Here is a 13,349-nt window from a genome sequence, read left to right as displayed (position 1 = left end):
ACGAGTAGTTACTCTACGTTGGCTTTCGTCACTCCGGCAAATTGCACGTGCACGCCGGGCGTGTCGCCTCCTGACGCGTTCGCGCATCGAGGGCAAAGCGCCGCAATCTAGGCAATCTTCGCGTCGTCGTCCTCGTCGCCCCGGAGCATCCCGACCCAGCGACCGAGATACACCGCGCCCGCCTCATCGTGAATGAGCGTCGGGTGGTGCCGGACCGGGTACGGAGTGTCCGGAACCCCATCCGCCGGCCGGACGTCAACGTGTGCGACGTCGAATCCGTGCGCATGCAACCAGTCGGCCATGGCGTAATCGGTTCGAGAATCGCCGAGTGTCCGCCACGCCTGCGGCACCGCTCCCCCATCCTCGGTGAGCAGATCCAGGAACTTCTGCGCCCCAAGGTCCTTGCCGAGGCGCACTGACTCGATATCGGTCGAGATGATCGTCGGGTCGATGCGATAGGGAACCGCACCATCTGCGTCAGGGTGCCGTTCCGTGTTCCACTCGTATCCCAGGTCGAGGCGCTCGAAGACGTGAGCGGCATCCGCGTCAAAACTCTCGCGAACCGCGGCATATTCTTCCGCCGATATGGACGTCAGCTGCTCGACGGACACCATGGCGCGTTTGGTCTCGTCGAAGTACACCACCTCCGAGTACCGTGACCCGACGAGGTCCCGGATAGCAGCGCTGTACGAATCGGGCATCGCGAGCGTGGTGTCGACGGTGATCTCGCCCATTCCCTCCGGGGTGATGCGCGTTGTCACCGCGCCCTTCTCGCACACCGCCCACACCCTGGCTGTTGCATCGAAGCCGCGGGCGAGGAGTTGAGGTACGACCTGCTCTCTGATGAACGCATCCGAGCGGCCGGTGTTGAACGCGATGGGGACACCGGCATTGGCCAACTCCACCAGATCACCAGCGATGCTCGGAATGGCGATGCTGCGGCTCACCGGGCTCGCAATCGGTCCGTCAACATCGAGCAGGAGGCCAAGGATGGGCGCGGTATCAGTCACCCGACCATTTTACGGACGGATACTGCAGCGGGGCCGTTGTCTCCTTGAGTTCCAGCCGGCTGGTCTTCGCTGTGTGGTTTGCCAGACGTCGCCGCAGGTGCCAGCGTGAGCACCTGCTAGGGAGTGGGCTGCAAAACCACGTTGGGCGAGATACGAACCCAGTCATCCTCAAGGGCCGAATCAGGCATGGGCGTGCGGTCGTAGCGGGCCAGCCCCAATGGGTAGTCAATGATGACCTCGTTTTCTCCGCAACTGAATCCCTCGACGTCGGGTGCCTGAACGAGCACGCAGACCCCGTCGCGGAATAATGTCGGAGTCGACTCGGCGAGGAAGTAAGACCGCCCCTCATACTCACCGACGAAACGTACCGACTCTGGGATAACGCTGCCGTCACCAACGCCGGGGAGCAGGTCCGCATCCGTTTGCGGTTCCGCGAGCTCCGCGTAGGCCGGCTGGGCGGCCGCGCACCCTGCCATGAGCAGGACAACGGTCGAGACCGCCCCGATACGCCACAGCGCTAGACGGGTCATGGGGCTCCTTCGCGTTGAGCCGACAGTAGCGGACCCGACGGCGACGGTCTACGACTAACCCCTCGAGGAAATGACAAAGGCCCCGACACCCTCTGATTTCAGGGGATTCGGGGCCTTTGTGGTGGCGGTGACGGTGGGATTTGAACCCACGGTGCGCTTTAGACGCACACAACTTTTCGAGAGTTGCACCTTCGGCCGCTCGGACACGTCACCGCCGTCGAGTGTAGTAGATCCTGGATGCCTGCGCGAATCGGGGCCGCTGCTCCTGCCTGCCGCGATGCGGTTCTGTCCCGCACGGGCGGGGGCACCGGTGATGTCCGATGTCGAGGTTAAGCTCTGACCATGGCTAAACCGACGTCGACATTCAAATGCACCGAGTGCGGCTGGCAATCAGCGAAGTGGGCGGGACGATGCGGCGAGTGCCAGCAGTGGGGCACCGTCGTCGACGCAACAGCCGACGCCGGACAACGCCTCACGGCCACAACCGTCTCTGCCGACCGATCTGCTCGCCCAATCACCGAGGTGACCGAGGCTGACGTCTCGCACTGGCCGACCGGGATCGATGAGTTCGACCGGGTGCTCGGCGGCGGTATCGTGCCCGGAGCCGCAATACTTCTCTCCGGCGAGCCCGGCGTCGGAAAATCCACACTCCTGCTCGAGGTCGCCGCCCGCGCTGCAAAGGCCAAGTCACGTGTGCTCTACGTCAGCGCCGAAGAGTCGGTCAACCAGGTCAAGCTGCGAGCTCGCCGCACCGGAGCACTCAGCGACAACCTGTTCCTCGCCGCCGAGACCGACCTCGGCGTTGTACTCGGCCAGATCGACGCGGTGAAGCCCGAGCTCCTCATCGTCGACTCGGTCCAGACGGTGTCGAGTTCGCTGTCCGACGGCATCGCCGGGCAGCCGAGCCAGGTGCGCGAAGTTGCCCAGACCCTGATCCGGGTTGCCAAAGAACGCGGGCTTCCCGTGCTGCTCGTCGGCCACGTCACGAAAGACGGCAGCATCGCTGGCCCCCGCCTGCTCGAACACCTCGTAGACGTCGTGTGCCAGTTCGAGGGCGACCGCCACACGTCACTTCGGTTCGTGCGCGCGCTCAAGAACCGGTTCGGCCCCACCGACGAGGTGGGCTGCTTCGAGATGACCGGCGACGGCATCGCCGAAGTACCCGATCCGAGCACGCTCTTCCTCAGCAGGGGCATCACGGTATCCGGCACCTGCGTCACCGTGTCGATGGAGGGAAAACGCGCCCTTCCGGTCGAGATTCAGGCCCTCGTCCTTGAGACCAGCGCCCCAAACCCGCGCCGAGTGACCAATGGCGTCGATTCTTCCCGCGTTGCCATGCTGCTCGCCGTGCTCGACCAGCGGGCAGGAATCCGCCTCCACGACAAAGACATCTACGTCTCGACGGTGGGCGGAGTCCGGCTCAACGAGCCCGGCGCGGATCTCGCAATCGCCATCGCGCTCGCGTCCGCTGCACTCGGCTATGCAGTCCCCCATAGCTTCGCCGCGTTCGGTGAGATTTCCCTCGCGGGTGAGGTGCGGCCGGTCAGCGCTGCGCGGCAGCGCACATCCGAGGCGACTCGCCTGGGATATCGGACGATAGTGGATGCCCGCAGCGGCAGCATCCGTGAGGCGCTTGACGTTGCAAAGAAGTCGGCGGGAACCCCGTTCGACCGTGAACTCGACGCAGTGTTTTAGGCCGCAGCGGACGCTGGCGTGATTGACCGATAAAACCGCTCGCTAAAGGGCGAGGACGCGAAGAATCTCGTCGGGCGTCGCCTGCATCGGATGCGGCCCGGCAATGTCAAAGAAGACGGTTTCGATGTCCTGTCCGTGCGTCCGGAGGAAGGTGTGCAGCCAGGCGCCGTCCTGGAGGCCGACGAACGGGGGCAGCGCGGCCGGCTTGTTGGCCGCATCGCTGAAGATCAGCAGGGCGAGGCGCCCGGTTTCCGGTTGCTTGTAGGTCCACACCTCACCGGCGTCGGTCGGCTTATCGCGCTGGCCAGGCTTCACAAGGGGGACGACCATCCTGTCGTTCCTGAGTGCGAAGGCGACGGCGGCCATGTCCTGCTGTTCGAGGGCTTCCGCGAGAACCTGTGACCGGAACTCCGGCTTCTTTTTCGGCATGCCTCTATCTTCGCAGGCGCGGGTCAGCCGGTAATCATGAACTGCTTGGTCTCGGCACTCTCGAAGCCGGCGACGGAGGTTGAGAGGTGGTACGACACACCGTCAGACGGAACCGGGGGTCGCTCCCCGTCGCAGGTCGTCGTACTCGATCGGGTCCTGTCCCAGGCGATCGGGGTGCTCGACGCGACAGACTGGGCCGGCTCCAGCTGAACGACAGCATCCGCTGGCTCGACCTGACAATCAGTCGAAGTCCAGTAGACGTCGGTGCCGCTGGTGATGGTGAAGACCTGCTGGCTGGTGCCGACGTTGATCGAGCAGGCGTTCTTTCCCGTGTTGGTAATCTGCAACGACAACTGGGGAAGTTCGTTCGCGCCGTAACTCCCCTTGTCGGTGATGGCCTCGACGAGCACGTTCTTTTCCGAGCAGTCCGTCACTTCGCCGCTCGCCTCTTCTGTGGGAGACGGCGTGGCGCTCGGTTTCGCTGATGCGGTGGCCTTCGGCGTGGTTTCGAACCCGGACGTCGACCCCGGCTTCCAGATCACAAGCACGATGATCGCAATGACGGCGAGCAAACCGGCCAGAACAAGCAGCCGTCGGCGAACGTAGACGCTTCGCTTCTCTCGTGACTCCCGGGTGGCCATGGAATCAGGATAACCAGAGGCATCCGGAGCGCACGCAAGGACGCGCGGGGGGTCGCGATTGCGGCCCCCCGCGCGTCGAAGCGGTCAAGCGCTTTTTCTACCAGCCGAGCAACCGCGCGAGCCAGCTGATGATCTTCTTGATCGCGGCGATGACCTTCTCGACTGGACTGGGTTGCGCAGGCACTTCAGTCGGGGCAACAGTGAGAGGGATGGTGACGGTTGTTCCCGACTCCGCCGCCGTGATCACCACCGCTGTCGGACCTGTCCCGGCTGGCACCGTGAAGGTCACGGTTGCCGCCCCGTCCGTCACCGGAGCCGTGGCTACCGTCGTGCCGTTGATCACGGCGGTCACGCTGGTGTTGACCGGGCTGCCAAGCGAGGTCAGGTCGAGCTTCGACAGGTTCAGGGTGACCGAGGACCCGGCGGAAACCGGTCCGGCAGGGATGCCGGTGACCTGCACTGAACGACGGTCGAAGCTCGGGGAAACCGGGCTGTTCGCCGTGAGGTACGAGATCCAGGCGTCCCGGTCCACGAGACCGGAGTCCCTCGTGTCTGTCGCGCTGGTGAAGACGTGGAAGTTGTCCCCGCCCTGGAGCAGGAAGCTGAACGAACCGATGCGGTAACTGCGGCTCTCATCGATCGGTTCGCCGTTCACCGTGATACTCGTGATGCGGTCACCCTCAGCGCGCGCGGGATCGAACGTGTACGTCACGTTGTTCGACAGCCCAAGCTGGAGATACGGCCGTGTCGGCACAGCGCCGTCGGCGGTCCGCTGCCACTGCTGTTCCAGCATGACCTTGAACTGCGCGCCGGTCAGCGACGTCGTGCCCAGGTTGTTCAGGAACGGGAGCACAGCGTTTGCTTCGGCGTACGTGATGTCGCCAGCGTCGAGGTCTGCCCGCAGGCCACCGGGATTGACGACGCCGATTTCAGCCCCGCCTCGCTCCGGCGCCGCGAGCGAATCGACGAGGGCGTCGGCCACGAAGTTGCCGAGCGTCGACTCGGATGAGCGGTCATCGCGGAGCCCATTGCTGAACGCCGTCGTAATCGGAGCCGTCGCGGTGCCGACGACCTGCCGGCCGATGACATCCGACTCGGCAATTGCGGATCGGACGATCCTGTCGACGACGGCCACCGCGGGGTACTGCGCGATCAGCGTTGCATCGTCTGTCGTGACGCGGGCGACGTTCTGCGCTGTGTAGCTCGCCACCTCACCCGTGAGCGTGTCGACCTGGAGCGTGATCTGGCCGACGAACTCGCCATAACTGCCGGTTTGCAGGATCGGCCTGGTTCCCTCGCCACCGGGAATGGGAGCGTCCCACGCGTATCGCTTGTGGGTGTGACCGGTGAAAATCGCGTCGACATCTGCGCTCGTTTCAGTCACGATGTCGGCGAACGCTCCACCAGCGGCGATCTCCTCCTCGAGGGTCGCGCCGTCAGGCGTGCCTGCCCCCGCACCCTCGTGGTACTCCGCGACGATAACCTCGGCCTCTCCGTTGGCTTCGTCTCCATCGGAAAGCTGAGCGGTGACCCGGTTCACGGCGTCGACGGGGTCACCGAATTCGAGGCCGGCGATGCCGGCGGGCAAGACGAGCGACGCGGTTTCCTCGGTGACGGCACCGATGACCCCGACGGTGACGCCGTCCACCTCGAACAGCGCGTATTCCTGGAGCGCCGGTGTCGAGGTCCCCGCGTTATAAACGTTCGCCCCCAGGTACGGGAATTTCGCGTTCTGGCCGTCGTTCATCACGCGGTCGACGAGATCGTCATAACCCTGGTCGAACTCGTGGTTACCAACGGCGGCCGCCGCGAGCCCTAGCGCGTTGAGCACATCGATCGTCGGCTGGTCCTGCAGGGCGCTCGACGCGAACAACGACGCGCCGATGTTGTCGCCGGCCGACAGGAAGAGTGTTGACTCCGGGTCGAATTGAGCCTTGAGTTGCTCAACCGTTCCAGCGAATTTCACGGTGTTGGCGTCGATCCTGCCGTGGAAGTCATTGATGTTCAGCAGGTTCACCACGCTCGTCGGGCTGAAGTCGATGCCGACGAGCATGGGGTCGTGGTCGCTCGAACGGTAGGGGTCTGGCGAGTAGAAGTTGGTCGCGTTGTAGTTGTACCGCGAGTACTCGAGCGCGATCGACTCCACTGAATTGATGTTCCAGATATCGGCATCCGTCACCAGCGAGTTAGCGGCGGGTGACGCGAAGACATAGTCCAGGGAACCGATCGCCTGGCCGAAAGTGTAGGTCTCCTCACCGGTCTTCGCTCCCTGGTTGATGTAACCGGCGGCTTCGATAACGGCGATCGGGTCTTCCCTGGCGTATGAGTTGAAGTCACCGACGAGGAAAACGTTGCTCGTGTCGAGCTCGCCCGATACCTCGTCAGCGAAGTCGACAAGGGCCGTGGCCTGGCGGGTGCGGTCGCCGTTGTACGCGCCCTGGCCTGTGTCGATGTTGTCACCGGTGGCCCCTGAGTCGCTCTTCGACTTGAAGTGGTTGGCAATCACCAGGAAGGTTTCGGCATCGTCCCCGCCGGCGGGCTTGAACGCCTGCGCATCGGGTTCGCGTGCGTTGGTAAACGCGGGCGAGTCGAGGAGGATACGAGTCTCACCGACCGTCTCGACAGTTGCCGTCTGGTAGATGAATGCGGTTCGGATCACGTCTTCGTCTGCGGGCACATTGGCGGGCGACGGCACGAAGTTCCAGACGTCGCTCCCGGCTGCCTCGTTGAGAGCGTCGACGAGGACGCTCAACGCGTAGTCACGGTCCTTGCCGATGGACGCGGAGTTCTCGATCTCTTCGAGCGAAACCACGTCAGCGTCGAGCGCGTTGATCGCGGACACGATCTTGGCCTGCTGGCGTTCGAGGTTCTCAGCGTCGGCCGCTCCGCGAACGCCGCAGCCAGCGGCATCCGAGTTATTCACGGTGACCGGGTTTCCGGCTCGGTCGGTGTAGAACGTGCACCCGGAGCGGTCGGCGCCCGTGGTCGCAAAGTAGTTGAGCACGTTGAACGTTCCGAGGGTGATGTCGCCGCCGACGTCTTCGGGCGCGTCGGTGCGGGTGTTCTCGAAGGTCACCGGCTGGACGGTCGCAGCGTTCTCCCCGGTGAGGTGCGCGGTCGGCTGGAACGACCAGCTGTCGAACCGGTAATCGAGCACGACGGGCGACGTGAAGGTGACCGCGGCACCGACGCGAACCGGGGATTCGGTGGAGAGGTACGGCAGCGGGATGTTCCGGTTCGCCCCGTTATTCGCGGAGGACAGGAAGTTGGTCGTTGCACCGTCGTCGAGAAGAACGAGTTCGGTGGCGAACCGCGCCTGGGCCGCCGCATGCTCTGCACTCCCGGGCAGACCGAGGACCGTCGGGTTGACCAGCGGCGTCGACGAAGCGGTGAGCCCGATGGTTCCGAATCCGTTCGTGTCGTAAACGTCGGTCACCGTGTAGTCCCCGGCCGGCGCGAGCAGCATCCCCTCGAATGCTTCGCGCTCGGCGGCGGTTCCCGGGTATGCCACGGCTGCGGGCACCGGTGCCGTAGCCGGATCGAGCTGTGTGAGCCCGCCGGCCTCAACGGAGAGCTGGCTGAGCCCGTTGTATTCGCCGACAACGCCGGTCACTTCCACGTGCTGTCCTGCGGAAACGTCGGCGACGGTCGACGGCGAGTAGATGAAGATTCCATCGGATGCCACGTGGCCGGCGAGGTCGCCGCCTGACCCGGGCGTCTGGATGTAATAGCCGTTGAATCCACCGGTCGCGTACGCGGCGGTCACGACTCCGGTCGTCGTGACCGTTGCGCCGACCCACGGGCTCGCGTCCCCGGTGCCCTGAACCTCAGCGATGCTGAGCAGTTCCGGTTCAGTCGGGTCGGTGGGATCGGTGGGATCGGTCGGATCGGTCGGATCGGTCGGGTCAGTCGGGTCTGTGCCGTCCGCGGTGCTCTGCGGCGTGATCGTCGCCGACAGCGTGAAATCGCTGGCGTTACTATCGGTATCAGCGAATGCCGTGCGTCCGAGCGACTTGACGTCGGTGTTCCCGGCGGGCGCGGTTGCCGCCGCCGTCTCGAACGTGTTCGAGGTGCCGTACCCGAGCAGGTCGACGACCGCGGTGTTGCCGGCGACGTTCCCGACGGGCAGCCTCACCGCCGTCGGGGTGTTTGCGAGGATGATCGTCCCGCCAGCGCCGCCCGTGTTGATGCTGCCGCTCGACGCATCAGGGGTGGGAAGCGCGGCACCATTGGCGCCGTTGCTTCCGCCCGCGACGAGGTAATACCCGCCAGCGGCGATGGTGCCACTCAGCGGAAGCACACCGCTCGGCGCCGCTGCACCGGTCGCGGATCGGTACTGCACCGACCAGCCGGTGAGATCGACGGCCGTGTCTGTCGGGTTGTGGAGCTCGATGAACTTCGTCGAATACGCTGCTCCCGCGCTGCCGCCCGAAAGGTACGCCTCGTTGATCACGACTCCGGAACCGTCGGGGGCGGCGGCTGCCGGGAGAGCCGAAAGCGGAGCTACGGCGAGCCCCAACAGCGATGCGAGAGCGGCGGCGCGCCAGCCGCGTTTGGACAGCAACATTGATCTCCCTGGGGTGGTTTCACGGTGCTGGCGCGTCTCTGCGAAGCGCCTCGTTGCGCCGTTGTCAGAGCAGTGCGGCCAACTCCAACTCACGTTAGAGCGGCCCAATTAACGCGTGATCACCGGGAAAGTAAACAGTGGGTAAAAGCTAGCGGCCCAGCGGAACCCCCCGCAAGAGTTACAACGGATGAGCAGGAGCGGCCGCATCGCGGTCAGAGCAGTTTCAGCATCCGACTGTTGCCGAGGGTGTTGGGCTTCACGCGGGCGAGGTCGAGAAACTCGGCAACGCCCTCGTCAGTGGAACGCACCATTTCGGAGTAAATCACCGGATCGATGATCTCTTCACCGATCTCACGGAATCCGTTCTTCGTAAAGAAGGGCACCTCGAAGGTGAGGCAGAAGAGCCGCCGAAGCCCCAGCTCACGGGCGTCGTTCTCGAGCGTCTCAAGGATCGCCCTGCCGACACCGTGGCCGAGCCACTCCCTGGCGACGGCAAGAGTGCGTATCTCGCCGAGGTCCTCCCACATGACGTGCAATGCACCGCAACCGATCAGCGTGCCGTCCGGGAGCGTCGCAACGCGGAACTCCTGCACCGCCTCGTAGAACACCACTCGTTCCTTACCGAGAAGGATCCGCTCGGCAACGAGGGGCTCGATGAGCTTCTGAATCGCGGGGACGTCGGAGGTGCGTGCACGGCGAACCAGGTACTCGGATGCTCCTGGTTCGGTCATGTCTGAAAGTTTAGTGACCTGTACTGTTTTCGATATGCGCCTCGGAGTACTCGACATCGGTTCAAACACCGTCCACCTGCTCATTGTCGACGCTCACCCGGGTGCGCGGCCGGTCGCGGAGGCATCACACAAATCAGTTCTCCGCCTCATGCGCTACCTCGACACCGACGGTTCGATCACCGAGGAGGGCATCGTCGCGCTCGTCGCCGCAATCGGTGAAGCTGCGCGGATCGCCAAGGGGAGCAACCTGGACGAGGTGCTGCCGATGGCGACCTCCGCTATTCGCGAGGCGACGAATGGCCCTGAAGTCATCGAACTGATCGAACGGGAAACCGGACTGACGCTGCAGATCCTCAGCGGTGAAGAAGAGGCGAAGCTCACCTTCCTCGCCGTTCGCCGCTGGTACGGCTGGTCGGCCGGGAATATTCTGCTCTTCGACATCGGCGGTGGCTCGCTCGAGATCGCGCTCGGTGAAGACGAGGAAGCTGACGTGGCGCTCTCGCTCCCCCTGGGCGCCGGACGAACGACCGTCGGTTTTCTCCACGACGACCCGCCGACCGAGGCCCAGCAGGACGCACTCAGGCGACACGCGCGCTCGGTGCTCTCCGAGGCTCGGACCGCGTTCAAGGGTTTGGCAAAACCGACACACGTCGTCGGTTCGTCGAAGACCATCCGTTCATTGGCGCGGCTCGCCGGCAGCGTCGTCGATGGTATCGGTGGCGATGACCGAGCGCGACTGCGGCGGAGCCAGCTCGACGACTGGGTGCCGCGCCTCGCCCGTATCCCCGCGGCGGCACGGCCCGAGCTTCCCGGCATCACCACCGATCGGACGTTCCAGATCGTGGCCGGCGGCATCGTGCTCAGCGAAGCCATGGCCACGTTCGGAGTGCGCGAGCTCGACGTGTCGCCCTGGGCAACCCGCGAGGGCGTGCTGCTGCGCTACCTCGACCACCTGAACTGAACATCCGGGACCAGGACCAGGAACTGAGCCGGGACCAGCTCCCGGCGGGCACGACGAAGGCCCGGAGGATTTCTCCTCCGGGCCTTTGTCGTACTACTCGTGCTTAGGCGTTACCGATCGCGAGATCGGGGGTCGCAGACCCTGTGCCGATCGAGCGACCCGAGTTGACCCCTGCGCCGACGGTTTCACCGCGCGGCTTGGTGTCGAAGACGAACTCGCCGTCCGCGAAGTCCACGTGCACGTGGTCTCCGGCGTTGAGCTGTCCGTTGAGGATGCGCTCGCTCAGGCGGTCTTCCACCTCGTTCTGCATCGCGCGGCGCAGTGGCCGTGCTCCGAGAGCGGGGTCGAAGCCAACCTCGATGAGGCGTTCCTTCGCTGCGAGGGTCAGGTCGATCGTCATGTCGCGGTCGAGCAGTCGCTCGCTCAGTCGCTTCGCGAACAGGTCGACGATCTGCAGGAGCTCCGGCTTCGACAGCTGCGGGAACACGATGGTGTCGTCCACGCGGTTGAGGAACTCGGGCTTGAAGTGCTTCTTGAGCTCCTCGGTGACCTTGGCCTTCATGATCTGGTAGGTGGCGACGGTGTCGCCCTCGACCTGGAATCCGACCGGTCCGCCAGCGATGCCCTTCGAACCGAGGTTCGTGGTCATGATGATGACGGTGTTCTTGAAGTCGACAACGCGGCCCTGGCCATCCGTCATCCGTCCCTCTTCGAGGATCTGGAGGAGGGAGTTGAAGATGTCGGGGTGTGCCTTCTCGATCTCATCGAAGAGCACGACGCTGAACGGCTTGCGACGAACGCGCTCGGTCAGCTGACCGCCCTCTTCGAATCCGACGAATCCGGGAGGAGCACCGAACAGTCGTGAGACCGTGTGCTTCTCGCCGTACTCGCTCATGTCGAGCGAGATGATGGCGTCTTCGTCGTCGAACAGGAACTCAGCGAGTGCCTTGGCGAGCTCGGTCTTTCCGACACCGGTCGGGCCGGCGAAGATGAACGAACCGGAGGGACGCTTGGGGTCCTTCAGACCGGCGCGGGTGCGTCGGATCGTCTTCGACAGTGCCGAGATGGCTTCTTCCTGGCCGATGACGCGCTGGTGCAGCGCCTTCTCCATGAAGACCAGTCGGCTCGACTCTTCTTCGGTGAGCTTGAAGACCGGGATGCCGGTGGCCTGCGCGAGAACTTCGGCGATGAGACCCTCGTCAACGGTCGCCGTCGTCTTCACGTCGCCCGAACGCCACTGCTTCTCGAGGCGGAGTCGCTCGCCGAGGAGGTTCTTCTCCTCGTCACGCAGCGATGCTGCCTTTTCGAAGTCCTGGTCTTCGATGGCCGTTTCCTTGGCTCCGCGGACGACCGAGATCTTCTCGTCGAACTCGCGCAGTTCGGGCGGGCTCGAGAGGATCGAGAGACGCAGGCGTGCGCCGGCCTCGTCGATCAGGTCGATCGCCTTGTCGGGCAGGAACCGGTCCGACACGTAGCGGTCGGCGAGGTTGGCTGCGGCAACGAGGGCACCATCGGTGATGGACACCTTGTGGTGCGCTTCGTACCTGTCGCGCAGTCCCTTGAGAATGTTGATCGTGTGCGGGAGAGACGGTTCGTTGACCTGGATCGGCTGGAACCGGCGCTCAAGCGCGGCATCCTTCTCGAAGTGCTTGCGGTACTCGTCGAGCGTTGTCGCACCGACGGTCTGCAGCTCACCACGAGCGAGGAGAGGCTTCAGGATGCTTGCAGCATCGATTGCGCCCTCAGCGGCACCCGCGCCGACGAGGGTGTGGATCTCGTCGATGAAGATGATGATGTCACCGCGGCTGCGGATCTCCTTCGTGACCTTCTTGAGGCGCTCTTCGAAGTCACCGCGGTAGCGGCTTCCGGCGATGAGCGAACCGAGGTCGAGCGAGTAGAGCTGCTTGTCTTTCAGCGTCTCGGGTACATCGCCCTTGACGATCGCCTGGGCGAGGCCCTCGACGACAGCGGTCTTTCCGACGCCGGGCTCTCCGATGAGAACCGGGTTGTTCTTCGAACGACGCGAGAGGATCTGCATGACCCGCTCGATTTCCTTCTCACGGCCGATGACCGGGTCGAGCTTGTTGTCGCGGGCAGCCTGAGTCAGGTTGCGGCCGAACTGGTCGAGGATCTGCGAGCCACCCTGCGCCGTGGTCTCCGTGGTGTTGCCACCGACGGGAGCAGCTTCCTTGCCCTGGTATCCCGAGAGCAACTGAATGACCTGCTGGCGAACACGGTTGAGGTCGGCGCCCAGCTTGACGAGAACCTGCGCGGCAACGCCCTCACCCTCGCGGATGAGGCCGAGCAGAATGTGCTCGGTTCCGATGTAGTTGTGGCCGAGCTGGAGTGCTTCGCGGAGCGAGAGCTCGAGCACCTTCTTGGCACGCGGGGTGAAGGGAATGTGGCCGGTGGGCTGCTGCTGGCCCTGACCGATGATGTCCTGGACCTGTTCACGAACGGCATCCAGCGAGATGCCGAGCGACTCGAGCGCCTTTGCTGCAACGCCCTCGCCCTCGTGGATGAGACCGAGCAGGATGTGCTCGGTTCCGATGTAGTTGTGGTTGAGCATCTTGGCCTCTTCCTGGGCCAAGACAACGACGCGACGAGCGCGGTCGGTAAATCTCTCAAACATGTTCGCTCCTTGGGCACCCGGGCAGGGTTGGGGGTGCCGTACAAAAAGAGTAACTTCCGGGGCTGAGGAAAACTCCTGTGTTCGCTCTGCGCGCACCGCAGGTGCGCGAAAGGCGGCAGCCCTCACTCAGGCATCCTCAAAACCGTGACTTTC

At 64.3% G+C, this 13,349-nt stretch carries 9 protein-coding genes and 1 tRNA gene; 2 read left to right on the top strand and 8 right to left on the bottom strand.

Annotation, left to right across the window (positions count from 1 at the left end; all coding sequences use genetic code 11):
* Positions 1-107: 107 nt before the first annotated feature.
* The 3 genes from AC1C2M_RS15725 to AC1C2M_RS15715 form a co-directional block, all read right to left on the bottom strand.
* Positions 108-1,010, bottom strand: coding sequence for a hypothetical protein (locus AC1C2M_RS15725; protein ID WP_495437548.1), 903 nt, complete (start codon positions 1,008-1,010; stop codon positions 108-110).
* 116 nt (positions 1,011-1,126) lie between these two features.
* Positions 1,127-1,540 (bottom strand): hypothetical protein, encoded by a 414-nt coding sequence (locus AC1C2M_RS15720; protein ID WP_495437546.1) that lies wholly within the window; start codon positions 1,538-1,540, stop codon positions 1,127-1,129.
* A 122-nt stretch (positions 1,541-1,662) separates the two neighbouring features.
* Positions 1,663-1,753: transfer RNA gene (locus AC1C2M_RS15715), tRNA-Ser, on the bottom strand.
* A gap of 129 nt (positions 1,754-1,882) precedes the next feature.
* On the opposite strand from AC1C2M_RS15715, the gene radA reads away from it, so the two are divergent.
* Positions 1,883-3,235, top strand: a complete 1,353-nt coding sequence (gene radA, locus AC1C2M_RS15710) for a DNA repair protein RadA (protein WP_483405914.1) — start codon at positions 1,883-1,885, stop codon at positions 3,233-3,235.
* A 42-nt stretch (positions 3,236-3,277) separates the two neighbouring features.
* On the opposite strand, the gene AC1C2M_RS15705 is transcribed toward radA, so the two are convergent.
* The 4 genes from AC1C2M_RS15705 to AC1C2M_RS15690 form a co-directional block, all read right to left on the bottom strand.
* The gene (locus tag AC1C2M_RS15705) at positions 3,278-3,664 is read right to left on the bottom strand and encodes an SseB family protein (protein ID WP_108391840.1); all 387 of its coding nucleotides are present in this window, start codon (positions 3,662-3,664) and stop codon (positions 3,278-3,280) included.
* A gap of 23 nt (positions 3,665-3,687) precedes the next feature.
* Positions 3,688-4,305, bottom strand: a complete 618-nt coding sequence (locus AC1C2M_RS15700; RefSeq protein ID WP_495433730.1) for a hypothetical protein — start codon at positions 4,303-4,305, stop codon at positions 3,688-3,690.
* Between the two features lie 97 nt (positions 4,306-4,402).
* Positions 4,403-8,872 carry an ExeM/NucH family extracellular endonuclease gene (locus AC1C2M_RS15695; protein WP_495437545.1) on the bottom strand — a complete coding sequence of 1,490 codons (4,470 nt, stop codon included), beginning with the start codon at positions 8,870-8,872 and terminating at the stop codon, positions 4,403-4,405.
* A 212-nt stretch (positions 8,873-9,084) separates the two neighbouring features.
* Positions 9,085-9,603 (bottom strand): amino-acid N-acetyltransferase, encoded by a 519-nt coding sequence (locus AC1C2M_RS15690; RefSeq protein WP_495433728.1) that lies wholly within the window; start codon positions 9,601-9,603, stop codon positions 9,085-9,087.
* Positions 9,604-9,637: 34 nt separating this feature from the next.
* Here AC1C2M_RS15690 and AC1C2M_RS15685 point away from each other — a divergent pair, with 34 nt between their 5' ends.
* Positions 9,638-10,564 carry a Ppx/GppA phosphatase family protein gene (locus tag AC1C2M_RS15685; RefSeq protein ID WP_483405918.1) on the top strand — a complete coding sequence of 309 codons (927 nt, stop codon included), beginning with the start codon at positions 9,638-9,640 and terminating at the stop codon, positions 10,562-10,564.
* A 103-nt stretch (positions 10,565-10,667) separates the two neighbouring features.
* On the opposite strand, the gene AC1C2M_RS15680 is transcribed toward AC1C2M_RS15685, so the two are convergent.
* Complete coding sequence (locus AC1C2M_RS15680) at positions 10,668-13,196, bottom strand: ATP-dependent Clp protease ATP-binding subunit (RefSeq protein ID WP_108391845.1); 2,529 nt, start codon at positions 13,194-13,196, stop codon at positions 10,668-10,670.
* Positions 13,197-13,349 lie beyond the last annotated feature (153 nt).

It is taken from the genome of Mycetocola sp. Y444 (assembly GCF_059445295.1).
Note: the sequence above shows the minus strand (reverse complement) of the source record. Positions and strands in the feature narration are given on the sequence as shown.